This window comes from Mucilaginibacter oryzae, assembly GCF_003148845.1.
Classification (GTDB): Bacteria; Bacteroidota; Bacteroidia; order Sphingobacteriales; family Sphingobacteriaceae; genus Mucilaginibacter; species Mucilaginibacter oryzae.
Map to the genome: position 1 here is coordinate 829966 of NZ_QGHA01000002.1, position 25125 is coordinate 855090.

Genomic DNA, 25125 nt, shown 5'->3' on the forward strand with positions numbered 1-25125 from the left:
GTACACAAATATCAATTTATAAACGTTGAATATTTACCAAATTAACTTTTTTTAACAGTTGATACACGCTCCTGCAAACAAAAAAACGGGTTCATAATCATCCCTATTTTTTTATATTTTTGCGGTTGATCTGGAGCACCTATTGGCCCTTATCGTATTCCGTATAAATGAATATATCAGTTGTTGTACCACTTTACGATGAAGTAGAATCGTTACCCGAATTAACGGCATGGATTAGCCGGGTAATGGATACAAACCGTTTCACTTACGAGATTATTTTGGTTGACGATGGCAGTAAAGACGGATCATGGGAAATGATCAGGCAGCTGCAAACCGCCAATCCTTTTATAAAAGGCATTAAATTCAGGCGTAACTACGGTAAATCGGCCGCGCTCAATACCGGCTTCATAGCATCAAAAGGCGATGTGGTGATTACCATGGATGCAGACCTGCAGGATAGCCCCGATGAGATCCCTGAGCTTTACCGCCGAATTACCGAAGAAAAATACGACCTGATATCGGGCTGGAAGGCCAAACGGCACGATCCGCTCAGCAAAACCATCCCAACCAAACTGTTCAACGCGGCCACGCGCCGTATGAGTGGTATCAATAACCTGCACGATTTTAATTGCGGCTTAAAGGCTTACCGGGGCACCGTGGTTAAAAACATCGAGGTTTACGGCGAGATGCACCGTTACATCCCGGTTATTGCCAAGTGGGCCGGCTTCACCAAAATCGGCGAGCAGATTGTTGAGCACCGTCCCCGTAAATATGGCAAAACTAAGTTTGGTTTAAGCCGGTTTATCAACGGCTTTCTCGATCTGCTTTCGATATTTTTTGTAGGCAAATTCGGCAAGCGCCCCATGCACTTTTTTGGCAGCCTGGGTACCCTGAGCTTCTTTACCGGCCTCATCATCACTATCTGGATCATTAGCGAAAAGCTATACAACCTTGCCCATGGCATTACCGTGCGCCAGCCTACCGATAACCCGCTGTTTTACATCGCTTTGGTGGCTATTATATTAGGTTCGCAGTTGTTTTTAACCGGCTTTGTTGCCGAACTGGTGTCACGCAGCGCCAGCGAACGCAACCATTATCAAATTGAAGAAACGATTTAATATTTAGATTTGAGACTGGAGATCTGAGATTTGAGATGTTTCAAAACGCCTTTTATCTCAAATCTCCTGTCTCAAATCTCATATCTATCTACAAAACATGTTTTTTTCCATCATCATTCCGTTATACAACCGCCCGCAGGAGATTAAAGAACTGCTGGAAAGCCTGTGCCTGCAAACCTACAGGGATTTTGAGGTTTTGGTGATTGAGGATGGTTCTGTAAACGATGCCGAAGCTATTGTTAACACCTTTACAGATCAGCTTAACCTGCGTTACTTTAAAAAACCAAACGAGGGCCAGGGTTTTACCCGCAACTTTGGTTTTGAACGCGCTAAAGGCGATTACTTTATCATTTTTGATTCGGATTGCCTCATTCCCCCGGCTTACCTGCAAATAGTTAATGATTCATTAAGTACCAATTATCTTGATGCTTACGGAGGTCCGGACGGTGCACACGAGTCATTCACCCCCACCCAAAAAGCCATCAGCTATGCCATGACCTCACCTTTCACCACCGGCGGCATCCGCGGCAACAAAAAAGGGATTGGCCAGTTTCATCCGCGCAGTTTTAATATGGGCGTTTCGAGGCAGGTTTGGGAAAAGGTGGGCGGCTTTATCATCACCCGCCTGGGCGAGGATATCGAGTACAGCATCCGCATTCATTCGTCCGGTTTTAAAATAGGGCTCATCCCCGAGGCTATTGTTTACCATAAGCGCCGCACTAATTTTCACCAGTTTTATAAACAGCTACATTTTTTTGGCCGGGCCAGGATCAACATATCCAAATTCTTCCCCGCCGAGCTAAAGCTGGTTCATTTTTTCCCGGCGGCGTTCACCATCGGCGTTATCATCACCATTGTAAGCAACCTGTTTAGATGGCCAATTGCGCAATTAGGTAATATTATTTTAGCCATTTTCACTTTGTTGATATTTTTTCACTCGCTGGTGAAAAATAAATCTTTAAAAATCGCATTTTTGAGCATTGTAGCTGCCTTCACACAACTTATTGCCTACGGGTTAGGATTTATACAGGATTTTTGGAAGCGGAAAGTTTTAAGTAGATCATAAGCAATATGTACCACCCTTTTTCTGTAGCGGAAACCATTAAAACCGCATGGAATGTTTTAAAGAAAAATTTTGTACCACTGGTGGTTTACTCGGTTATTTCGCTGTTTATAAACGAGTTTGTTGAATTTTTAAAAACGTTTATTGTTCTTGATGACAGCACGGCAACCCAAATGGTGTTTATCGTTATTCAGTTGATAGTACAATGTTTCATCGGTCTTAGCTTTTATAAACTCATATTGACGCTTATGGACCGTCAGTACTATGAATTTGAGTTTAAAGATATTCTGCCAACCTTTAAAATGACCTTTAACTTTGTTGTTATCGGTATTTTAACCGGCTTTTTTGTTGCCCTGCTTGTTTTTTTATATGTTTTAGGGAAACGCAGTATAGGTTACGACCGCATTTTTGAAATTGTTGAATTGCTGCTTATTCTTTATGTAAGTCTTCGTAGTATTTTTTGCATCTGCTTTATTGTAGATGACGACTCCTCTCCTATTGAATCGCTACGTCAAAGCTTTGAGATTACTAAAGACAACTTTTTTAAAACGCTTGGCATTTTTGCCATCATCATTTTAATACTGACTGTGGTATTAATTCCGGTTATTGCCTTTATAGGTTTGCTTGGTTTTGATGAAGATAACGGTAGCTTTGTTTTCAGGCTGGCTTTTTACTGCTGGTTTATTTTAACTTTTCCTTTTATTCAGGTGATCATCATGGTAACCTATCGCAAACTGGTTTACAGCCACCAGGATGTAGATGACGACCTGTCTGAAACCGATTAATCATGGGACTGAAAGCAGCATTAAGCAAAATATTCGCGGCGCGGGTTAACAGGCAACTCAATTATTTGCGTAAAAACGCGGTACCCCTGCAACAAAAAACCTTTACCGATCTTATTCACGCCGCCAAAAACACCGCTTTTGGTAAAGATCATCACTTTGCAGCTATCAATAATTATGAGGATTTTAAGCGCCTGGTTCCTGTTCATGATTATGAAGATCTGCGCCCCTATATCGACCGCGTAGTGAACGGCGAAGAGCATGTACTGTGGCCGGGTAAACCCGCTTACCTTGCTAAAACTTCGGGGACAACATCGGGCGTAAAATACATCCCGATCTCGCAGGAGAGCATGCCCGAGCACATCAAAGCTGCCCGGAACGCGCTGCTCAGCTATATTCATGAAACGGGTAAGGCGGATTTTGTGGATGGCAAGATGATATTTTTGCAGGGCAGCCCCATCCTGGCCGAAAAGCATGGCATTTCAACCGGCCGCTTATCCGGTATAGTGGCCCATCACGTACCCGCTTATCTGCAAAAAAACAGGCTCCCCAGCTACAAAACCAATTGTATTGAAGACTGGGAACAAAAAGTGGATGCCATTGTGGAAGAGACCTTTAATGAAGATATGCGCCTCATCAGCGGGATCCCACCCTGGTGCCAGATGTATTTCGACAGGTTATCCGCTAAAGCCGGCGGCAAAAAAATCAAAGACATTTTCCCCAACTTTAAACTTTATGTGTACGGCGGCGTAAATTACGAACCCTACCGCACCCGTATGGAAGAAAGCATTGGGTTCAAGATCGATTCGATAGAAACATACCCGGCATCCGAGGGTTTTATAGCTTTCCAGGATTCGCAGAAAGAAAAAGGGCTTTTGTTACTGGTTGATTCCGGTATCTTCTATGAATTCATTCCTTCCGAAGAGTTTTTCAACGATAAACCGGCCCGCATTAACCTAAAAGATGTGGAGCTGGATAAAAATTATGCCATCATCCTTAATACCAATGCCGGGTTATGGGGGTATAGCCTGGGCGATACTGTAAAGTTTGTTTCGAAAGATCCGTATCGTATTGTCGTAACAGGCCGTATAAAGCATTATATATCGGCCTTTGGCGAGCACGTTATTGGCGAAGAGGTTGAACATGCGTTGATGAGCGTTGCCAAACAGGAAGGTGTAGATGTGGTTGAATTTACCGTAGCCCCGCAGGTTAACCCTGGGCCAGGTCAATTACCTTACCATGAATGGTTTATAGAATTTGGCTCCGCCCCTGCCGATGTCAAGTCGTTTGCCCTTAAAGTGGATAAAGCCTTGCAGAAAAAAAATATTTACTATTTTGACCTGATTGAAGGTAACATTTTACAACCTTTGGTTATCCAAACCCTGCAAAAAGACGCTTTTATTAATTACATGCGTTCGGAAGGTAAGCTTGGCGGCCAAAATAAAGTACCAAGGCTATCGAACGACAGGAAGATAGCTGAGGGATTGGAAGAATATAAAAACCCCCTCTAAATCTCCCCCAGACGGGGAGACTTAATGAATATGTTTACGATTGGTGTTGTTACTGCACCATACGATTAACAGGGGGGGCTAATTGAAAAAAGCGATCTTTAAGCCTATGGACGGTGTTATCACCGCGCCATACGACTTTTGGGGCGTGTATTAATATGAATAGCGAAGTGGTGCGGTGATAACACCGTACACAAGCTGGAAGCAGGAAAAAATAATATTAATTGGACAATCAGGTAAAAAACATAGCCATCCTTGGCTCAACGGGCAGCATCGGTACACAAACACTTGATGTGATCAGGTGGAACAGTAACTTATTCAGGGCGTTTATGCTGACCGCGCACTCCAATGCCGACTTGCTGATTAGCCAGGCCATTGAGTTTGTGCCCGAGTACGCCATTATATGTGATCAAAGCAAATATCAACAGGTTAAAGATTCTTTGGCTCATTTACCCATACAGGTAATGGACGGTCACCAGGCTATTATTGATTTGGTTACACACCCGGATATCGCGGTTGTACTTACCGCGATGGTGGGTTTTGCCGGCCTTGAGCCAACCATCGCCGCCATTAAAGCCGGTAAAGATATCGCCCTGGCTAACAAAGAAACCTTGGTAGTTGCCGGCGACATCATCACCACGCTTGCCAAACAACACGGCATCAGTATTTTACCGGTAGATTCTGAACATTCGGCCATCTTTCAATGCCTTGTTGGTGAAGATTACCAGACTATTGAAAAACTGATCATCACCGCTTCTGGCGGCCCCTTCCGCGGTCGCTCGCTTGATTTTTTAGCCAATGTAACCCGCGAAGATGCGTTAAAACACCCCAACTGGGTAATGGGCGCAAAAATCACTATCGATTCGGCCTCCCTGATGAACAAGGGCCTGGAAGTTATTGAGGCCAAATGGCTGTTCGATATAGAAGCCGACCAGATTGAAGTGGTGGTACACCCGCAGTCCATCGTTCATTCGCTGGTGCAGTTCAGGGATGGATCGATCAAAGCACAATTGGGCCTGCCGGATATGAAACTGCCCATCCAGTATGCGCTAACGTACCCTGAAAGAGTTACAACCAATTTTAAGCGGTTTAATTTTATGGACTATCCTAACCTTACCTTCGAAAAACCGGATACCGATACTTTCCGTAATTTAAATTTAGCGTACACGGCGCTGAAACAGGGCGGTAATATGCCATGTATCATTAACGCGGCAAACGAAATAGCCGTGGCAGGCTTTTTAAACGGCAATATCGGTTTTTTAACCATGAGCGGCGTTATTGAAGAATGTATGCAGCAAATTAACTTTATCAGCACCCCTACCCTTGCCGATTATTTGAATACTGACAAAGAAACACGCATCTTTGCGCAAAATTATATCAAGCAATTACCTTCAAAAGCATTACAATTTTAATACACGATAACAACAGATAATGAGTATAGTGATCATGGTGGGCCAGCTGATACTGGGCCTTTCAATTTTAGTAATCCTGCACGAGCTGGGGCATTTCCTGGCAGCGCGGGCCTTCGGCATCAGGGTAGAGAAATTTTACCTGTTTTTTGATGCATGGAATATAAGTCTGTTTAAATTCACTTATAAAGGTGTTGAATACGGCATCGGCTGGTTACCTCTTGGCGGCTATGTAAAAATTGCCGGTATGATTGATGAATCGATGGATACAGAACAAATGGCCGGTCCGCCGCAGCCCTGGGAGTTCCGTTCAAAACCGGCCTGGCAGCGTTTAATTGTGATGCTTGGCGGCGTAACGGTGAACATCATCCTCGGCATTTTAATATTCTGGGTATTGACCATGCGCTTTGGCGATACCTATATCCCTAATTCGAGCGTCAAATACGGCATTGTGCCTGGCGCTGTAGGTAAAAAAATAGGCTTACAGCTTGGCGATAAGGTGACAGCCATCAATGGTAAGCCGTTTGAGCGTTTTGACGATTTAACAAGCCCAAATGTTTTATTGGATAATACTGTTTTCACGGTTCAGCGCGGGGCGCAAACCCTACAGATCAGCATCCCTAAAACTATCCTGAATGATCTTGACGATCACGACATTGAAGGCTTTATCAGCCGTTTACCACGTGCTAAGTTTGTTGTGGATTCGTTGGAGCCGGGAAGCAACGCGGTAAAAGCCGGTTTACAAAAAGGCGACAGCATTGTAATGGCCAACAATCTCCCTGTAGTATTCTGGGATGAACTGCAGGCGCAACTTGCCGCTAACAAAGGCAAACAGATTGATCTGGGTGTAAAACGCAACCATCAGCTGGTAACCCTAAAAGCTACGGTTTCTCCCGACGGAAAATTGGGCTTCTACCGGTCGAAAAATGATTTCCCGGATCTCCGTACCGTTAACTACGGCTTTTTCGAGTCGTTCCCGATTGGCGCAGCAAAGGCATGGAGCACTTTCAGGGATAACGCTAAAGGCATTGGCAAAATGATAAAAGGTGATGTTAACCCGCGTAAAGCGGTGAGCGGTCCTGTGGCTATTGCCAACCTGTTTGGCGGCACGGTAGACTGGGTTCACTTCTGGACACTGGTAGGCTTCCTATCGATGGTATTGGCATTGATGAACCTGCTGCCAATTCCCGCGCTCGACGGCGGTCACGCTGTATTCCTGATCATCGAAATGATTAAAGGCAAACCGTTAAGTGATAAATTCCTGGAACGTGCGCAGATTGTAGGCTTTGTAATATTGGTTTGCCTGATGGTGTTTGTTTTTGGAAACGATATTTTAAAAATAGTTACGAAGAAATAGAGATTAGAGACTTGAGGTTGGAGATTAGTTTTCGCTTCCTCCTCGCAATTTAGTATGATAAAAACAAAACAGGCCTTTGTATGAAGGCCTGTTTTATTTTTAGTGTGATTTATTAACTTTTTGCAGCTTTATACTGTCGGATCTGAGGAAGTGGGTGTGTCGTAGTTATCTGGGATATCAAAAGGCGACCGTTCATTTTTAAATATCGCCGCCGATATAAGGCTTACAATAGCGCCAAAAATAGCGTAAGAAAAAACAATACCCACAGTGGCAAAAACTACAAAGTATTTGGTTGCTATACCCATACCCGTATCAATTTGTTCCTGGGTCATGTTCCCTTTGGCCTCCATCTGAGCACGCGACGATTGCATTATTTTATCAACCATTTCGGGGCTTAATATAGAATAGTAAACATATGTAAATATTGCAATGAAAATCCCGGTAAAAATGGCGTATAAAAAACCTGATAAAAAGCCATTGCCGTAGGTCATATAGCCACCAAGTTGCGCCTTGAATTCATTTTGAGTTAACAGAAGGAAAATGATAAAAGGTAGAAAACTCAGGTATTTTACTGATGTGCTTTGATCAACATTTAAAAACTGAAAAGCATAGGTGATCACTATTGAGGCTATCAGGTTAATCAATGCCCATTTAAGGGCAGGTTGCGAGGGGCTCGCTTTTTTCACTTCCATGATAATGAGGTTGTTAAGTTTTAATTAAATTTAGCCAATTTATTTAAAACTCAAAGTTTTATTTGCGGTAAAACCAACTATAAGCAAAACGGCCCCTTTTTATAAAGGAGCCGTTTTGCTTATAATAATTAACGAACCATCAACCTAATTTCCGGCTACGTAACCGGGCGGCTCGCGCTTAAAAAACGCCGCGAACGCTATGGCTAAAACAAACAAAAAGATGATGGTTACCCCAAAACCTTGAATTTGCTGACCGATTGATACGTTTTTATCGGAATCAAAACCTTTTCTCATCTCCAGGATCTTGGCATCGGCAGCTTTCTTTTCGTCGGGCTTGGTGGTGGCGTCTTTAAGCTTGTTTAAAGCGCTGATCATGGCTGTTTTAGTTTTCTCAACCATATTGGGCTCAATTACACGGGCAAAAACCTGGTCGCGTGCAATAAATATGGTTAGGTAAGAAATTACAAACATGATAAAAATCCCGGTAGCAGCCTGTCTCAATGTCCAAAAACCTCCTATTTTTTTCCGGAGGCCCAGGCAAAATAATGCGGCTACGGCAATAGGTAATATATAGGTAAATAACATCGAACCTACTGTTATAGCCACGGCCGACGCCACGCCTATCATAAAATAAAAATAACCGATGCTTATTACCGTTAAGATCGCCCCTAAGAGCAGTCCTCTGATAAGCCCCTGTATTTTTATGGTTTTATCTATCTCAGCACTCATTAATAACTATTGAAAATTGATTAAAATCTGGTAAACTGCCATATCAAATTCCTGGTCAAGGGCGTTGTCAGCAATCTCATTCACTTCCTCATCGGTTGGGTCGATATTCTGGAAGAAGCACATTACCGGGTAAAACAATTCCTTCAGTTCCGAATCAGCAGGCAAAGCCTCAGCAACCTTGGCTATCTCGGCCACGGGGCTTTCCATCAGTATCTGGTTGGCAATTATCGGTTCATAAATGCGGTACTCATCCTGAAACTCATCTTCATCAACCAATAAAAACTCTTTCAGGTAATCTTCCAGCTCGGGCTCAATATCTTCGTCTTCGCACTCATTCAGGTACAAAAGCAGGTTAAGCAGTTCGGTGCCGCGGTCAAGCGTTTCTTCTTCAATGCTTTCCCACTCAGGGGTATCCAGGTAATCCTCTTCCAGCTTTTTAACATCGGCGCTGAAAAAGTTGATCATCAGCAAATCAAAAAAAACTTCGCGAAGACCTTCAATCTGCGGATTTTCGTCAAACACATCATCAAGCAGGTCAACCTTGGTCAAAAAGTCTTCTTCCGATGCAAAAACTTCGGCAAAGTCGTCGGTTAAGCTGGTAGCATCAAAGCTGCTATATTTAGAGAAAGCCTCAAGCGCCGCTACAAAGGCTGTTTCAATTTTCGGATCGATCATAGGTATGTTATTTAAATATTTGATTGTTATTATAAGTGAGCAACACTTTTCCCTTAAGTGTTTGCCCCCTGAAAGGCGAATTTGCCGATTTTGATTTATTTGCAACAGCGCTATACTCCCACTCTGCTTCGGTATCAAAAAGTACGAGGTTAGCCGCTTCCCCTTCGGCAATTACTGGTACTTCAATACCTAATATTTCGCGTGGGTTAACTGCAAGTTTCTCAACTACCATTTCAACCGGCAAACCGGCTTTCAATGCAAGCGCTAACGTTGTTTGCAAACCAACCATGCCGTATTCGGCAACCTCAAACTCTACATCTTTAAATTCGATTTCATGCGGGGTATGCTGTGATACAATCGCATCAATGGTACCATCTTTTAAACCCTTTAATAACGCGTTAACATCATCGGCAGTACGCAGGGGTGGTTTTACTTTATACAAACTATCAAAACCTAACAGCGCCTCGTCGGTAAGTACCAGATGGTGAGCGGCAACATCGCAGGTTACCTCAATGCCTTTACGCCTGGCTTCACGGATCAGATCGACCGAGCGCGCAGTGGATATGGTAGTAAAGTGGATCCTCGAAACGGTATATTCAGCAAGATAAAGATCGCGGGCCACCATCAGTTCTTCGGCCAGTGAAGGGATGCCTTTCATTCCCAGCAGGGTGCTGATCTCGCCTTCATTTACCTTGGCTTTACCGGCTATAGCGGTATCTTCCGGATAAGAAATAACCAGCGCGTCGAACCCCTGCGCGTATAGTAAAGCCCGTTCCATTAAACCGGCATCCTGTACAGGGCGGTTGCCGTCGGTAAAAGCTTTGGCACCGCTTTGGTACATATCGTACATTTCGGCAAGGTCTTTACCTTCGCGCTTTTGTGAGATGGTGCCTAAGGGATAAACATCAACAATATTACCTTTTGATCTGTTACGCAGGTACTCAACCTCCGCTTTCGAATGAACGGGCGGTTGGGTATTGGGCATCAGCGCTAAACCTGTATAACCACCCGCGGCTGCGGCAGCGGTTCCGGAAGCCAAATCCTCTTTGGTTTCCAGGCCAAGCTCGCCGATATTACAGTTCAGATCGAAAAAGCCGGGCGATATATACTTGCCTTCGGCATCAACAATTTCGGCATCGGCATCGATAACATCCGCTATACGGGTTATCACACCATCTTCAATTAAAATATCGGCAACTTGTTGATGAAAGGACGATCCGGGATCAAGGATAGTGGCAGATTTGATAAGCAAATTCATTAGCACCGCTTTATGTATGGATTTTTAACAATCTAACCTGCCTGGGTTGTAGCCTGATTTTCAGGCTTATAAAACCTGATCAGCAATATTTCTGCAAGCAGGAAGATCAGGGCCAAAATTATACAAAGTTTCCATAATTGTGTGCCAAAATTTGATTCGGCAATCACGCTTTTTAACCGGCCGTTACCGGCTGTTAATAAAGGCTTTGCATCAGGCAGCAGTTTTTGAAGATCAGCCGGGGTAAAATAACTCATGTCTGATTCTGCCCTGTTATCATTAAATGCCAACATTGCAAGGGTACTGTCCTGTTTTTTCAAAGCGTAAATACCGGTTTCGCGTAGCTGGTCTGATATATATAAGGTAGTGCCACCTTCCTGTTGCCTTACATCCGGTATAATGCTCAGGCTGTCCCTGGTTAACTTCAGCAACTGTTTTTCGGTGGTGTGAACAGGCGCTATCTCCAAGGGCTCATCGGCGCCAAGGGTATAGAACAAAGGTTGCTCATGCCCGCTTAGTAAGGCTATCCTGAATAAAACCGGTACAAATAACGCGTGCCGCGGCAGATTACTGAAATCCTCATTCAGCGGTACCGATACAACATAAACTTTGCTCTTGCCGTTTTGATACGATGCCCAAAACGGCTCGGCCGTGGCAAGCGACATCAGGTTTTCGGCAGCACCGGTTCCTTTACCCAACTGGTAATATTTTTTCACGACCGGCAGATCTGGGTTTGGCGGAAAACTCTCAAACACGTTTTTAAATATCTGGGTTTGCCTGTTAATTTCACTTACCCTAACATCACGGGTAACCAGTTTTTCGGGAAAACCGGCGTTAAGCGATTGCAGAAATGAGCGATAATTAACCAGATCGGCATCAGCCGCCGGGAATACCACCAGCGAGCCGCCCCTGGCCACATATGTTTTTAGCTGCTGGGCCAAACCGGTGGCTATGGCTTTAACATCGCTGATGAACACTACCGGATAGCTGTTTAAGGCGGCATAATCAACCCCGCCATCCGCTACGCGCCGAACGGCAAAAAAATTATCTGAACCAAAAACCGCTTTCAGATAAGGGTTGGGCGTACCGCCATCTATAAGCAAAACCGGCATTTGCCGGTTTACGTTAAAGCTGAAGTAAAACCGGTTATCAAAGGTAACCGGATTATCCTGTAACTGGATCTCCCCTTTTTGCCAGCCGGCCTGCAGGCCCGAAAATGATAAGGTATCTTCTTGTGCCGACCGGGCATCAATACTAAAGCTGCCTATAGCTTTTTGCGTTCCGTTGATCAAAACCTTCAGCGGGATTTTTTCGGCACGTTCGGCAGCGTAATTATGTAATTTGATCACCAGCTTTTCGCTTTGGCCCGGTTGGTGTACGGCACTGAGCAGCCAGGCCGAATCAACGGCCACATTTGGCAGGTTACCTGCTTTTAACTGCACCAGGTTAACTGATATATCACTATCGGCCTTAACCGGTTTTTCATTTTTATTTTTTTGAAAATCGGATATGATAAAGATCGATTTTAACGAGCTTGGCTCCGTTTCCAGCAAACTTTCCTGCCTGCTGATCACCTCTTTAAGGGTGCGGCTTTGCGGACTGATCTTTATGGCATCAACGGCATCGTTAAACTCATCGCGGTTAAGCAGCCGCTGGTGTTTTCCTTCAAAATCATGGGTAAGCAGCTGGTACCTGTCGTTAATGCCATAAGCCGTGGCTATCTCTTTAGCCTTGCTTTTGGCCTCATCAAGCAATGATCCTTCGCGGCTGAGGTTTTGCATTGAGTATGAATTATCAACAAAAACACTGATAACCTGCTGTTTGCCGGCATTCATTTTTTGCCGACCGGGAATATAAGGCCGCGCAAAAGCCAGCACTAAAAAAGCCAGGGCAAGCAAGCGCGCCGCCAATATCAACCGCTCTTTAAGGTTACGATGCGAAGCCTGCTGCTCCTTCACCTCTTTTAAAAACTGCACATTGCTGAAATAAACCTTTTTGTACTTGCGGAAATTAAAAAGATGGACTATCACCGGGATGGCCAGGCTAAGCATCGCAAACAAAAAAGCCGGGTATAAAAAATACATAGTTAAGAGGTAAGTGCTGTTTACAAATGTGATGAATAATTTTTATTAAATATGTACATACCGTTTGACGGCGAGTATATTTTGCTTCCTTAATTATATGGTTATTCAATATATTTGGCATTTATCGATAGATAGAACACAAAGAAATTGATATACACTTAACCAAACCATGATCACAACTATTTTACTTTCCATTACGCGCCATACCACTTATAATCCCATAACCACAGCAGTGGTAACCGGGATAATAGGAGCCGGATTAACCATAGCAGGAGTTGTGCTTCGATACAGAAGGATGCGCCTTTTAAAGACAGGGATTAAAGTTGAGGGTATAGTATTTAGCATTGAATACGAACCTGGTTCGCAAGGTTACAGTGGACAATATTACCCGGTAATAAGGTATGTTGCCAATAACGGTGAGTGGATCACCAAAAAGTATACCTTAGGAAGCAACCCAAGCACTTTTAAAGAAGGCGAAAGTGTAACCGTTTTTTACGATCCTGAAAACCCATCCACATTTATGCTTAATGATAAACTATCCAAAATTGTACCCTGGCTGGTGCTGATATTGGGCATAGTATCAACCGGAGGCGGATTATTCATTATATTATGATTCAGAGACCGGCACAATCCAAGAAAGCAAGTTATATTTTATTCAAAAAATCAAAGTAATCAAAAAATCAACGGTGAAGATTACCTATCTTACCGAATGAAAAAATCGCTATTGTTATTTCCGCTGATACTTGCGATGAAGCTAAGCGCCCAAAACGCCCGGCAAATCCATCAACAAGCTATCCTGATAGATACCCATAACGATGTGATCTCGAACGAGCTGATCACTAAGCTTGATTTGGGCAAGCGTCAAACCGAAGGAAACTTTGATCTTGACCGTGCCAGGGAAGGTGGTTTGGATGCACAGATCTTCTCCATCTGGTGCGGTGAAGATTATGGGAAAGGCGCCGCCTTTGCCTTCGCCAACCGCGAAATTGATTCGCTTTGCGCGCTCATCAAACGCAACCCCGGTAAAATTACGCTTGTAAAAAACAGCAAAGAACTACGGCAGGCGGTAGCCCGGAAAAAACTTGCCGCCCTGATAGGTGTTGAGGGCGGCCACATGATTGAAGACCGCATGGATTATATTGACAGCCTAGCCAAACGCGGCATGCGCTACCTCACCCTTACCTGGAACAACAGCACCACATGGGCTACCTCCGCCCGCGATGAGGTTATTAAAAAAGACAGTTTGAAACACCTTGGTTTAACAGCCTACGGCAAACAAATAGTAAAACACATGAATGATTTAGGCGTAATGGTGGATGTATCGCACGTTGGCGAGCGTACTTTTTATGATGTGCTGGCAACAACTAAAAAACCGGTTATCGCCTCGCACAGCTGCGCATATGCCCTCGATCCCAATCGCCGTAATTTGAAGGATGAACAGTTAAAAGCATTGGCAAAAAACGGAGGCGTAGTTTGTATTAATTTTTACAGCGCGTTTGTTGATAGTACCTATTCGGCAAAGGCAGGCAAATTTTCGCGGCAACATCGCGCCGAACTGGATTCATTAACGCGGGTTTACCATGACGGCGACCTGGCCAACATCAGGCTAAATACCATTTACAGGAATGAATCGGATAAAATGCGCCCGCCGTTAAGCCTGCTGATCAGGCATATCGATTACATTGCTAAATTGATAGGTGTTGATCATGTAGGTATAGGCTCGGATTTTGACGGTGCCGAATCATACCCTCTGGGGCTGAACAGCGTGGCCGACTATCCTAAAATAACCGAAGCACTGCTCAGATCCGGCTATTCGCAAAAAGATGTAGCTAAAATATTGGGCGGCAATGTGATGCGGGTACTTGCTGCCAATACGGGTAAATGATGTCACTATCCTGACGATAAGGGCTTTGCTTTTCAGGCTCAAAAACGTAAATTCGCAACTCATTTATAATAAAATGTCTCAGGAAACAGAACACGTAAAATGCCTGATCATCGGGTCGGGCCCGGCGGGTTATACTGCCGCCATATATGCATCACGCGCTGATTTGAAACCGGTTATGTATACCGGCTTATTGGCCGGTGGGCAACTTACCCAAACCACCGAAGTTGAAAACTTCCCGGGCTATCCTACAGGAATTATGGGCCCCGAAATGATGGAAGACTTCCGCAAGCAAGCCGAGCGCCTTGGCACCGACATCCGTTACGGCTATGTGAGCGCGGTTGATTTTTCAAGCCTTCCGCACAAGGTAATAGTTGATGATGTTAAAACTATTACTGCCGATACCGTTATTATTTCAACAGGGGCATCTGCCAAATGGCTTGGCCTTGAATCGGAACAGAAATACAGCGGCTTTGGCGTTTCTGCCTGCGCGGTTTGCGATGGTTTCTTTTTTAAAGGACAGGATGTAGCTATTGTTGGCGCCGGCGATACCGCTGCCGAAGAAGCTACCTATCTTGCCAAACTGGCCCGCAAGGTTTACATGATCGTTCGTCGCGACGAGTTCCGGGCTTCAAAAGCCATGGTTCACCGTGTATTGAACACCCCAAACATTGAAGTGCTTTACAATACCGAAACCAAGGAGATTTTGGGCGACGGCCAAAGCGTTACCGGCGTTAAAGTAATCAATAATGTAACCAACGCCGAAACCGACCTGGATGTTACCGGTTTCTTTGTAGCCATAGGTCACCATCCCAATACCGATATTTTCAGGGGTTGGTTGCACATGGATGAAACAGGCTATATCATTACCCGCCCGGGATCGACAGAAACAAACGTTGAAGGCGTATTTTGCGCCGGCGACGCTCAGGACCATATTTACCGCCAGGCTGTAACTGCAGCAGGCACAGGCTGTATGGCCGCCATAGACGCCGAGCGTTATCTGGCAGCCAAAGAGCATATTGTTACCGCTTAAATTCGATAATTTAGGGACTGGCACATAGCGCTTTAGTTAGCTTCTTAGCATATGGGGGCGATGAGGGATCATCGCCCTTTCTTTTACTCCGTTTCAAGTGATACCTGAACCCGGCTGTAGGGATTACAGGATTAAAATTTTACTTTCTCCTCTACAAAATCGTTAATATACGCCGAACTCTATGCTTTAAAATTGGAAAAATTCCAAAATATAGAATAATGAAAAATTTCAAGTAATTGATTTACAATTATTTATCACAAGGCACAGCAATTGAAAAGGAGTTGTAAAATCAAAATTATGAATCCTTTATCCTTAAAAACTTATTCAGACAGGCGAGTGAAAATACACCTGTTGTTAATATTATTTGTGTCGGCAATTTTGATCTCATCCTGCAAAAAAGAAAGCAGCTCCGGCCTGGTCAATACGCCACCTCCGGTAGTTATCACTCCTGGAGACAGTGTTATAGCGCCTGAAAACTTCAATTTCAGCACTACAAAACTTGTTTCCCTGAAAATCAACCTGCAATCTAACAACAATGAGCCTATTGCAGGTGTGCCGGTAGATGTATTTGTGGGCGATCCTGCAACAAGCACCCCCATATTAACAAGCCTTAGCGACAATAACGGCCTTTTACAGGCCCAGGTTAACTTGCCTGCTTATGTTGATACATTGATAGTTGATGCAAAATATGTCGGCCTTATGCGTAATGCTAAAGCCGTTATAGTAAACAACGCGGTTAACGGTACTATCGGCGGTTCGGCAGGGTTTTCAGGTAATATTTCTCAAAACAGCTATGTTAGCAAAAGCATAAGTAAAATGAGAACATTGAACTCATTCAGCGCCATGGCTTCCAATAGTTCAAATACCATTTACAAATACATGGGGCTGTACGATAATTCCGGTGTTCCAAAATACCTGGAGCCTACTTACGATGTGATTACCGCTGATCTTTTATCGTTTATCAACGCTTCGTTGCCTGAAACTATAGATGTAAGAAAACACCACCCTCAATACCTGCAGTCATCCGCAGTCGCCGACCTTAATGTTACCGAAACCGCGGATGTTTGGATAACTTTTGTAAGTGAAGGTGCGGGCTATCTCAATTCGCTTGGTTATTATACCTATACTACCGGCAACCCGCCAAAAAGCCCTGCAGACATAGCTACCGTTAATTATATTTTCCCTAACGCGTCGCTGCCAGGCTCGGGCGGTAACCTGCGTTCGGGCAGCAAAGTGAAACTCGGCCGATTTAATGCAGGCACATCAATAGGTTTTGTGCTATTAGCCAACGCCTGGGATGGCGGCTCAAAAACCGTCAGCACCAGTACAGCCAAGTTTTATTCAACAACGGCCTGCAATCCTGAAACAACCGCTGATCTTAAAAAGCATACCGTATTACTTTATTCTGAAACTCAAAATCTTTTCCTGATTGGTATTGACGATCAAAACCGGCAGACAGGCGGCAGCGACAATGATTTTAACGATATTGTATTTTACGCCACATCAAACCCGATAAAAGCGATATCGCAAACTGACGTTCAGCCAATTGACAAACCCATAGACAGCGATGGAGACGGCGTAACAGATACTTTCGACCAGTTCCCTACCGACCCGACAAGGGCATATGTAAGCTACTACCCTTCGAAAACAACATTCGGAACAACATTATTTGAAGACCTATGGCCTGCAACCGGCGACTATGATATGAATGATATGGTAATAGGTTACAGGTACAAAACCGTTACCAATGCCAAAAATCTGGCTGTAGAAATTTATGCAGACTACGCTGTAAAAGCTTCAGGCGCTTCGTTTGTGAGCGGTTTTGGCGTACAGTTTCCTTTTGGTTCAAATATGGTTCAGAGCGTAACCGGACAAAAGCGAGCCTCCAATTACATTAAACAAAACGGCAACGGAACCGAATCCGGCCAGGCTAAGGCGGTTATTATTCCGTTTGATAGTTACCAGGCTGTAATAAAACGGCCCGGCGGTTATTATATCAATACGCAAAATGGCGCGCCTTTTATAACCGGCGATACCGTGCATATCCGTGTTAACTTTACTACGCCTATTTCGGCCGCCACATTAGGTACAGCTCCTTTTAACCCCTTCCTGATCAGCAATCAACGCAGGGGCTACGAAGTACACCTGCCTAATAACCTGCCTACAGATCTGGCAGACCAAAAACTGTTCGGTACATTGCAGGATTACTCCAAACCCGGGTTAAACAGTTACTACAAAACTAAAAACGCATGGCCATGGGCTTTAAACTTTGTGGAGCAGTTTGACTACCCGTCGGAAGGCAGCAACATCGGCAAAACTTACAACTACTTTCTGCAATGGGCAAAATCAGGCGGGGCTTTACACCCTGACTGGTACCTGAGTACAGCAGGCAACCGAAATGAATCGATGATATATAGAAAATAGAAATAGTTTTTAATGGAATAAAAAGCCAGGTTCGACAATTGCTCATAAAAAGCCCTTTGATATTTAAGGAGTGAAAAGGAGTGGAAGCATGTTTTCCGCTCCTTTTGTGTGTTTTAAAGGTTTGTTAAAAAGACTCTTGTAAGCTAAGTGGACAACTGTGAGTTAAGTTCAATGCTTTTTAGTCTATATGAACTAATCTTTCCCATAACGACCGTTCTCATCTATAAAAATTAATCTACGACACCACTATCAGTGAAGCCATAGTTAATTTGCAAAGTCTATTTGCGCAATTAACCGGATGAACAATATCTTAGCTACAGAATTCAAACCCTAATCTTAGTTCATGAGCATTATTACCTCCGATCCGCAAATTTCTTACAATAAACTAAACGAATTTTTGGCGCGCTGGCCTTTGCATGCAGTGGAAACCATGGCACTTACGGATTATACCCAAGTGGGGAACCCCGATACCTTTACTTATTTACTGGAACACGGTTCTGAGTCCATCGGTATTTTAGGCGGCGGCACGTCCTCTAAATTCGGAATCTGGAGCCGCGCTTCAGATAAAGACGGTTCGTCGCCTGCCTTCCTTTTCACACCCGAATACAAATGGTTCAAAAAGTACGGAGAGGATCCGGGAGCAGCTTTTCAAAGGGTTAAAGCCAATATTGTCGCCATTATCAGAAACGCAGAGGCTGGAAATTTCTCGGCAATTGATACCATCGATATCGACAGCATGACTAAATGGAAAATCGCTTTCATTTATTCGAATTACAAGCTGCTCCCAATATATAAGAAAGAGATTATCCGGAAATTAGCTAAACATTTCGAATATGATGATTATGCGACCGCGCCACTTTCGGTTTTACATCAATTTATTCTAACCAAAAGGGAAACTGACGAAGATTTTTTTGATTTTGCGAGTAAGTATTATCAGATCGCGACCGATATTCCTGATCGCAATTATTATATCATTGGTTCCAAATACGAAGATGATAACGGCAATGATGTTGTTAACGTTTTTCCCGATATGCTGGAAAAAAGCGCAATCGCCACCGGTTTTTTCTGGAATACCGATTTCTCCGGATTGGTCGGCCAAGATTTTACAACTATCGGTAAATGGATTAACGAAAACATTTCACATGACGAACCTAAATTTGATACCTCTTCCCGAACTCTCAAATATTTTCTAAACCTTAAAAAGGGTGATTTGGTAGCTGTAAAGTCGCACGGTCGTTTTAATAACCTCACTATCATCGCTTATGCGGAAGTAACGGAAGTAAACGGGACAGTATATCAGTTCGGCGACCCGGACCTCGGGCATCTGATTAACGTAAATTTTTTGGAGACAGGCTTGCGAATAGACACCGGTCTCAACTATGCCCTTACGATACATAAAATTATACCCGGCGAAAAAGAGGGACATTTTGAAAAAATATTCGGCAGTTATGCTATTACCGGTGTTAATGATGAGTTTTCTTTAGAAGAACCGACCGAAGGAGATGCTACAGACGAAGAACCGATGGATGATGATATCCGAACCAAAGACACTTTTTCTTTTACACGAAATATTGAAACTACCCAACTTGTAAAACAGGTTCACAACCAAATCCAAAATGGGTTTGCCCAATATTTAAAAAAGATGTTTCCGGATGATAAAGTGGGTACTGAAAGAAAGCGTATTGATATCTGGCGGCGTAACGATTTCTCTTTTTTTATTTATGAGGTCAAACCTTATAATTCTGCTTTCACCTGTATTAGGGAAGCTTTAGGGCAATTGACAGATTATGCCTTCAGTAAAAAAACATCATTGGAAAAACATTTAGTTGTGGTTGGTACTCAACCTCCAGACGAGCGCGAACTCAGATACCTGAATTTCCTGAATGAAAAGATTGGGTTAAAACTTAGCTATGAATGTTATTCTATAGAAACCAATACGAGCACCACTTATTGCTGATAAAACGTCATTAACAATCTAAAGTTCAAGGCTTGCTTCCAATCGCCACATGTTCACACGGATAAAATTCATAAAAACATATATAATAACGCTGGCGGATATGACTTTTTTGTCTTACGAAAGGCCTTTATGGCAACTTTAAAGCACGGGGAAATATAATGTAATAGCGCTGCCTCCATGATGGTCAATCCCGACAATAGGTAAAAAGTTTAAAATAGTGACAGTTCTAAACAACCCTCAGTGCCGCCCTGATAAACGGCGTGAAACTAATCTATTTTGAAGTGTTACGAAGATTCCAGATCAACCCTTTCCATATTTCGGTGGCATAGCGCGGGGTATAGCTAAAAATATACCTGAGCATGGCTAAAGGAGCAGAGATCAGCACAAAAAACAGCCTGCTTATCCAACCCTGCAAACCTCTAATATTTCGCCTGATGAATAGCAAACGGTTGCGGTTTTGGTAATAAACCTTGATTCTACTCATTTTACCAACACTCATCGATTCTTTGTGAAGCACCAGCGAATGTGGTTGGTACCAGATAGAAAAGCCCGCGTTTTTCGCTTGCACACAAAAATCAAGTTCTTCATAATACAGGAAATATTTTTCGGGCAATAACCCGACCTTATCGAAAACTGTACGGCGGATAGCCATAGCGGCGCCATGACCTAACTGAGTTTTAACGGGCACCTGGTATTGGCCGTTATCAGTTTCGCCGGTGCCGATAAATTTGCCGCGGGCAGTAAACGGGTTAATTGGCTCGCCACCTGCATATTGAATTATTCCAAGGGAGTGATAGTAATGAATTTTAGGTGATACGATCCCGATGGATTGATCTGCCATAAAAAGTTTAACCACTGGTTCAATAAAACCAGGATCTACCTCGGTATCGTTATTAAGCAAAAAAATAATATCGCCTTTTGCCTGTTCAATGCCGCGGTTGTTACCGCCGGCAAAACCCTCATTACAACCATTCTTGATCAATAAAATTTCAGGAAAGCTGTTTTTGAGATAAGCGCAATCTGAATCCGAAGCGTTGTCTACCACGATGATCTCCAGGCTGGGATAGGTAACACCTCGCAGGGATTTAAGCAACGCCGCGGTTACCTCATCGGTATTATAATTAACCGTAATTATAGACACCAGCGGGAATTTAGTTTCGCTATACATTTTTTAATTTTTTGTTTCATTATTACCGGCGGACTGCCCGGCTTTGTCCCATTTATAAGCCAGCCAGATTAAGCCAATACTCATAAATACCACAATACCGCTGGGCGCCTGGCCTATTACCTGGTTACTGTAACTTGCAAAGGCTATCCCTATATATCCTGAAAAAAGGGCCATACTGATTTGGCGCAGTTGCAGATCGTTTTTCATCCTGAAAATCATCACTGTGCCGGTTATAGCTATGGTGATGATCATCCCCAGGTGGATCCATAAACCAACAATACCGGTTTCGGCCCATATTTTTACATACCAGCTATCTGTGGGCGTTTCGGCGAGGAAGGTGCCGGGCGAAAACCGTTGCCCCCAGGAACCGGCCGAGCCGATGCCTCCTCCTATTGGCCGGGATTTGAGGTAGGCCGCGAACTTTTTTTGATTATCAAGCCTAACCTGTAACGACGGATCGTTAGGATCGAGCGCGCTGCGCATCCGTTGCACCTGGTAATTACCGGCGCCTACGGTAGTAAACTTCAACAGGCCGAATAATATGACAACAACCGCTATCCCAACACTCAAAATCTTAAAGTTTTTAGTTAAGAACAGGTATACCATAAAGCCCGAAAGCGGAACGAACAGAGCCCCGCGCGTACCACTTATAGCCATGGCCCAAAAGAAAAGCAAGCTTAACGCGAGATAACCGAGCTTAAGCTTCCGTTTAACAGGCCCGAGCGACAGGATCAGGCAAACCAGCAAAATGTGCCCCATGGCCGCGCCGAACTGGCCCGCGTCTGAATAAAACGAAAACACCCGCAGCCTGCCGAACAAAAGATGTGTTTTGTAAGCCCCGGCATCAAGCCACACCTGCTCGGCATGGTTTACACCAAGATAAAGTTGCTTCATGCCGTAAATCGCGGCCAGAGCCGAGCAAAAGATCCAGATATTAACAAACTTTAGCATCCCCTTTTTATCGTCGATTAGTAAGGTGGTCAGTACAACCAACTGGATCATGTACAGCGCGGTGCCCCTTACGGAATAAAACCAGGCCGCGAAACTCCTTGCCTCCGGGTTTATGATCTCGAAAATTGTAAAGGCGGTCCAAACCGAGATGGCATAAACAAATGGATTTCTAAGCAGTAAAGCCCTCCCCTTTTTAGGTTTGGCAAGGGCAGCTATTAGTGTGATAAGCAAAAAAATATCAATTGATAACCCGAAAGGCGCCGTTGAATAGCGTACCATGCCGTTGGCAAAAAAACCCGCGTACAACACGGTATAAAGCCCCCTTACGGGTTTATTGAATATCCAGATAAGGTACAAAGCCACAAACGGTAAGGCTATTAAGCCCACAGTTCCGGCAACATCAATATGAGCCACAACAAAACCCAGCAAAACAGCAAGGCTCACCACAAAAAAAACCTTCACCAACCTGTTTTCCGCAGCCATTTTTAGTATCATTTTAAAGGGATTGGTGTATTTTTCAAAGAACCCCAAAACCCGGTAATGCCTTCTCTCCAAAACAGTATCGGTTTAAACGCGCAAAGGATATCCTTCAGCTGCACCCAGCCAATAACTACGCCCAGCAAAAAAGTTATGGTTGAGCCTGCGGCAACGCCATACAAACCCGCGCCCATACTTAGCGCTGCTATATCCAAAACAACGTTAATTATTAACATGGAAATTACCTTCAGGGTGTTATAACCAGGCCTGTTAGCGGCGTCGAGCAGTAAGCCGCAATAGCGATCTAAAGGAATCAATAAGGTATAGCAGCAAAAGATCCGCAATAACATGGCAGACTGCAGGTATTTACCGCCCCCTAATAAATTGACCACCGGCACGGGGAACAACATAAATGCGGCCGCAAGGGGTAAAATAAGAAAGCTTAAAAATCCGGCCTGTCGGTAAAAAAGCTTCCTTAAGCCCTGGCTGTCATGCTTATGATATAAAGCGGTGGCTGCAGGCATTGCTACTGATGCAAATGAGCGCACCGGGATTTCGATGGCTTCTACAAGTTTTTGGGGGATGGCATACAGCGCAAGCGCCGAAGGCCCCAGCCAGGCGGCTATGATAAACTGATCTGAACTTCTGAGCAGGCTTGACGCGATCATTGTAAGCATGCTGTATTTGCCGAACCCCGACAAACTTTTGCGTTCGGCGGATGTATTTGTCCACTTACCAAGCCGGAGCCAATTAAACGCCATACCTGCAATGCCGATAAAGAGTTGGATGCCCCCATAAAACAGGACAATTATATTGATACCAGATTTTAGCCTGAACTGTAACAGCAGCAAGGCGCTAAATAACAGCGCAAAAAATATCTTTACGGCAGCAAGTTTTTTAAACTGGCTGCGCGCCTGCAATTGCCACTGCAGCAGTTGAAAAGGCAGCGCGCAAAACAACCAAACAACCGTATAGTGCTTTGCCAGCTTAAAAGCGGGCTGATCGAAGCTTTTAAATAAAGAGGCCGGTAAAAGCAGCAGCGAAATAGCTATTGTAAAAAACAGTAATAACTGCCATGAAGCGCCTGTTAGTTGCCGCCGCTCGTTTTCATGCCGGGCAGAAACGTAAAAACGGATAAATGGTGTTTGCACCCAACCACTGCGAAGCATTTCTAACAGGGTGTAAACGGTTAAAAGCATAAACCACATGCCGGCCTCGTCTTTGCTGAAAAGCCGGGCAATTAAAGCAAGGTTTACAAAACCTAAAATTGCGGTGAGGCCATTTGAAATTAACGACCACGAGGTATTGCTATACAGTAGCTTCCTGACCATAAACTATGCTTTAACCTGTTCTTTAATTAAAGATTGACGACTTTTATATTCGTCAACCAAGTCTTGTAATTGGTCGGCCCGCACCTGCCAGTCGGCCTTTTTAGCGATGCAGATCCGTTTTTCCTGCAAAGTCGTATCGTTTTCAAGTAGGGCCAGTTCCAGGCGATGTTTAAAATCATGATAGCCATCGGCAACGTACACTACGTCGGCACAATCGTTTAGCAAGGCAAAGGATGTCATTACCACCGGAAGGCCCATGGCCAGGTATTCGTTAACTTTAAGGGGGTATATGGCTGCGGTTAGTTCGTTGCAGACGTATGGAATAATACCAACATGGATCTGGCTCTGTATCAGAGGCACCTCGTTAACGGGCACCGGAGGCTCAAAACAAACGTTTATATACTTAACAAGGCGGTTGTAAACTGATTGATCAGCAACTTTACCAACAAACAAAAACCGCGTTTTTTGCATCGATCCAATTACGCGTTCAAGCATCTCAACATCAATACGATTGTCTATCACCCCGGTATAACCTACGGTTTTAATGTATCCCTCATTAAACCGTTTCAAATTCCTGTTTTTGAAAAAACAATCGAAATGAACGCCATTGTTTACAATTTCAACCGGTTTGTTTAACAGTTGCTGTCTTTTCTTCAGTTCGGAGGAGGTTACAATTACCAAATCAGTATTGGCTAAATATTGCCGCTCTGCCGACACGGCAAAGCCGTTAAACCATGGGACGTTCGAAAAATCGTCGTAGATATAGTAAACGTTGAAGGTAACGTTGCTGATATTCCAATACTTGCCCAAAAAGGGCTGAAACGAATTGAAAGCTATCACATCCTGCATTTGCAGGTGTGCTATAGCTTTGTTGATGAAGTATCCGCTTATTGCCGCGTTAAATTTGTTTGCGAGCCTGAACAACCGCTCTGATTTTAACATAAAAGCCGGAAATACCGGCGGCAGCGACAACACATACAAACCGGTACCATCTTTACCGGCACTGATTTTCCGCAACCGCTTTTTTAAACCGATGAGGCGTTTCCAGTCAAATTTCTTTTTTCCTGTTATACCCTTAATCAGATCGGATATGGTATAGGCGTAGTCAACGTATAAAACCAGGTTCCGTTCCGAAAGGCTTTTCATCAATTCAACTGTGGATCTGAGGTATTCGGCTTCCCAGGCGGGCAACGCCAGGCAAACAATGTGCCGGGGTTTGGTATCAGGCAT

General features: G+C 44.0%; 20 protein-coding genes. 11 read left to right on the forward strand and 9 right to left on the reverse strand.

Annotated elements, in window-relative coordinates; translation table 11 throughout:
• Positions 1-167 precede the first annotated feature (167 nt).
• From LX99_RS08860 to rseP, 6 genes are all read left to right on the forward strand, one after another.
• Positions 168-1118, forward strand: a complete 951-nt coding sequence (locus LX99_RS08860; RefSeq protein ID WP_022834204.1) for a glycosyltransferase family 2 protein — start codon at positions 168-170, stop codon at positions 1116-1118.
• A gap of 97 nt (positions 1119-1215) precedes the next feature.
• Positions 1216-2184 carry a glycosyltransferase gene (locus tag LX99_RS08865; RefSeq protein ID WP_109607518.1) on the forward strand — a complete coding sequence of 323 codons (969 nt, stop codon included), beginning with the start codon at positions 1216-1218 and terminating at the stop codon, positions 2182-2184.
• Positions 2185-2189: 5 nt separating this feature from the next.
• Positions 2190-2966, forward strand: coding sequence for a glycerophosphoryl diester phosphodiesterase membrane domain-containing protein (locus LX99_RS08870; RefSeq protein WP_022834206.1), 777 nt, complete (start codon positions 2190-2192; stop codon positions 2964-2966).
• 2 nt (positions 2967-2968) lie between these two features.
• Positions 2969-4474, forward strand: coding sequence for a GH3 auxin-responsive promoter family protein (locus tag LX99_RS08875; protein WP_109607519.1), 1506 nt, complete (start codon positions 2969-2971; stop codon positions 4472-4474).
• Between the two features lie 221 nt (positions 4475-4695).
• Positions 4696-5883 (forward strand): 1-deoxy-D-xylulose-5-phosphate reductoisomerase, encoded by a 1188-nt coding sequence (locus LX99_RS08880; protein ID WP_109607520.1) that lies wholly within the window; start codon positions 4696-4698, stop codon positions 5881-5883.
• 19 nt (positions 5884-5902) lie between these two features.
• Complete coding sequence (gene rseP / locus LX99_RS08885) at positions 5903-7237, forward strand: RIP metalloprotease RseP (RefSeq protein WP_109607521.1); 1335 nt, start codon at positions 5903-5905, stop codon at positions 7235-7237.
• Between the two features lie 128 nt (positions 7238-7365).
• On the opposite strand, the gene LX99_RS08890 is transcribed toward rseP, so the two are convergent.
• The 5 genes from LX99_RS08890 to LX99_RS08910 all read right to left on the reverse strand — a co-directional run bounded on the left by LX99_RS08890 (position 7366) and on the right by LX99_RS08910 (position 12672).
• The gene (locus LX99_RS08890) at positions 7366-7929 is read right to left on the reverse strand and encodes a DUF4199 domain-containing protein (protein ID WP_022829576.1); all 564 of its coding nucleotides are present in this window, start codon (positions 7927-7929) and stop codon (positions 7366-7368) included.
• Between the two features lie 144 nt (positions 7930-8073).
• On the reverse strand, positions 8074-8658 hold the full coding sequence (locus LX99_RS08895) for a DUF4199 domain-containing protein (RefSeq protein ID WP_109607522.1): 585 nt from the start codon (positions 8656-8658) through the stop codon (positions 8074-8076).
• Between the two features lie 6 nt (positions 8659-8664).
• The gene (locus tag LX99_RS08900) at positions 8665-9333 is read right to left on the reverse strand and encodes a hypothetical protein (RefSeq protein ID WP_109607523.1); all 669 of its coding nucleotides are present in this window, start codon (positions 9331-9333) and stop codon (positions 8665-8667) included.
• A 7-nt stretch (positions 9334-9340) separates the two neighbouring features.
• The gene (locus LX99_RS08905) at positions 9341-10591 is read right to left on the reverse strand and encodes a dihydroorotase (RefSeq protein WP_109607524.1); all 1251 of its coding nucleotides are present in this window, start codon (positions 10589-10591) and stop codon (positions 9341-9343) included.
• Between the two features lie 32 nt (positions 10592-10623).
• Positions 10624-12672, reverse strand: coding sequence for a BatA domain-containing protein (locus LX99_RS08910; RefSeq protein ID WP_109607525.1), 2049 nt, complete (start codon positions 12670-12672; stop codon positions 10624-10626).
• Positions 12673-12841: 169 nt separating this feature from the next.
• Between LX99_RS08910 and LX99_RS08915 the strand changes: the two genes are divergently transcribed.
• The 5 genes from LX99_RS08915 to LX99_RS08935 all read left to right on the forward strand — a co-directional run bounded on the left by LX99_RS08915 (position 12842) and on the right by LX99_RS08935 (position 19968).
• Entirely contained in the window at positions 12842-13285 is a 444-nt protein-coding gene (locus LX99_RS08915; RefSeq protein ID WP_109607526.1) for a DUF3592 domain-containing protein, read from the forward strand.
• Positions 13286-13381: 96 nt separating this feature from the next.
• Complete coding sequence (locus LX99_RS08920; RefSeq protein WP_109607527.1) at positions 13382-14557, forward strand: dipeptidase; 1176 nt, start codon at positions 13382-13384, stop codon at positions 14555-14557.
• Positions 14558-14630: 73 nt separating this feature from the next.
• The gene (gene trxB / locus LX99_RS08925) at positions 14631-15587 is read left to right on the forward strand and encodes a thioredoxin-disulfide reductase (RefSeq protein WP_109607528.1); all 957 of its coding nucleotides are present in this window, start codon (positions 14631-14633) and stop codon (positions 15585-15587) included.
• A 297-nt stretch (positions 15588-15884) separates the two neighbouring features.
• On the forward strand, positions 15885-18011 hold the full coding sequence (locus LX99_RS08930; RefSeq protein ID WP_109607529.1) for an LruC domain-containing protein: 2127 nt from the start codon (positions 15885-15887) through the stop codon (positions 18009-18011).
• A 343-nt stretch (positions 18012-18354) separates the two neighbouring features.
• Positions 18355-19968: a hypothetical protein gene (locus tag LX99_RS08935; RefSeq protein WP_109607530.1), complete on the forward strand. Its 1614-nt coding sequence runs from the start codon at positions 18355-18357 to the stop codon at positions 19966-19968.
• A gap of 271 nt (positions 19969-20239) precedes the next feature.
• Here the strand turns inward: LX99_RS08935 and LX99_RS08940 are convergent, their stop codons facing one another.
• The 4 genes from LX99_RS08940 to LX99_RS08955 are packed head-to-tail and all read right to left on the reverse strand — an operon-like array spanning position 20240 to position 25125.
• The gene (locus tag LX99_RS08940) at positions 20240-21136 is read right to left on the reverse strand and encodes a glycosyltransferase family 2 protein (RefSeq protein ID WP_109607531.1); all 897 of its coding nucleotides are present in this window, start codon (positions 21134-21136) and stop codon (positions 20240-20242) included.
• A gap of 3 nt (positions 21137-21139) precedes the next feature.
• Positions 21140-22570, reverse strand: a complete 1431-nt coding sequence (locus LX99_RS08945) for an O-antigen ligase family protein (protein WP_211318978.1) — start codon at positions 22568-22570, stop codon at positions 21140-21142.
• An 8-nt stretch (positions 22571-22578) separates the two neighbouring features.
• The gene (locus tag LX99_RS08950) at positions 22579-23895 is read right to left on the reverse strand and encodes a lipopolysaccharide biosynthesis protein (protein WP_109607532.1); all 1317 of its coding nucleotides are present in this window, start codon (positions 23893-23895) and stop codon (positions 22579-22581) included.
• A gap of 3 nt (positions 23896-23898) precedes the next feature.
• Positions 23899-25125, reverse strand: coding sequence for a glycosyltransferase (locus LX99_RS08955; RefSeq protein WP_109607533.1), 1227 nt, complete (start codon positions 25123-25125; stop codon positions 23899-23901).

Bases quoted from the DNA above. Each gene is read 5' to 3' on its own strand.
- LX99_RS08860 (WP_022834204.1), top strand. From the start codon at position 168: ATGAATATATCAGTTGTTGTACCACTTTACGATGAAGTAGAATCGTTA.
- LX99_RS08865 (WP_109607518.1), top strand. From the start codon at position 1,216: ATGTTTTTTTCCATCATCATTCCGTTATACAACCGCCCGCAGGAGATT.
- LX99_RS08870 (WP_022834206.1), top strand. From the start codon at position 2,190: ATGTACCACCCTTTTTCTGTAGCGGAAACCATTAAAACCGCATGGAAT.
- LX99_RS08875 (WP_109607519.1), top strand. From the start codon at position 2,969: ATGGGACTGAAAGCAGCATTAAGCAAAATATTCGCGGCGCGGGTTAAC.
- rseP (WP_109607521.1), top strand. From the start codon at position 5,903: ATGAGTATAGTGATCATGGTGGGCCAGCTGATACTGGGCCTTTCAATT.
- LX99_RS08890 (WP_022829576.1), bottom strand. From the start codon at position 7,929: ATGGAAGTGAAAAAAGCGAGCCCCTCGCAACCTGCCCTTAAATGGGCA.
- LX99_RS08895 (WP_109607522.1), bottom strand. From the start codon at position 8,658: ATGAGTGCTGAGATAGATAAAACCATAAAAATACAGGGGCTTATCAGA.
- LX99_RS08900 (WP_109607523.1), bottom strand. From the start codon at position 9,333: ATGATCGATCCGAAAATTGAAACAGCCTTTGTAGCGGCGCTTGAGGCT.
- LX99_RS08905 (WP_109607524.1), bottom strand. From the start codon at position 10,591: ATGAATTTGCTTATCAAATCTGCCACTATCCTTGATCCCGGATCGTCC.
- LX99_RS08910 (WP_109607525.1), bottom strand. From the start codon at position 12,672: ATGTATTTTTTATACCCGGCTTTTTTGTTTGCGATGCTTAGCCTGGCC.
- LX99_RS08915 (WP_109607526.1), top strand. From the start codon at position 12,842: ATGATCACAACTATTTTACTTTCCATTACGCGCCATACCACTTATAAT.
- LX99_RS08920 (WP_109607527.1), top strand. From the start codon at position 13,382: ATGAAAAAATCGCTATTGTTATTTCCGCTGATACTTGCGATGAAGCTA.
- trxB (WP_109607528.1), top strand. From the start codon at position 14,631: ATGTCTCAGGAAACAGAACACGTAAAATGCCTGATCATCGGGTCGGGC.
- LX99_RS08930 (WP_109607529.1), top strand. From the start codon at position 15,885: ATGAATCCTTTATCCTTAAAAACTTATTCAGACAGGCGAGTGAAAATA.
- LX99_RS08935 (WP_109607530.1), top strand. From the start codon at position 18,355: ATGAGCATTATTACCTCCGATCCGCAAATTTCTTACAATAAACTAAAC.
- LX99_RS08940 (WP_109607531.1), bottom strand. From the start codon at position 21,136: ATGTATAGCGAAACTAAATTCCCGCTGGTGTCTATAATTACGGTTAAT.
- LX99_RS08945 (WP_211318978.1), bottom strand. From the start codon at position 22,570: ATGGCTGCGGAAAACAGGTTGGTGAAGGTTTTTTTTGTGGTGAGCCTT.
- LX99_RS08950 (WP_109607532.1), bottom strand. From the start codon at position 23,895: ATGGTCAGGAAGCTACTGTATAGCAATACCTCGTGGTCGTTAATTTCA.
- LX99_RS08955 (WP_109607533.1), bottom strand. From the start codon at position 25,125: ATGCCTGATACCAAACCCCGGCACATTGTTTGCCTGGCGTTGCCCGCC.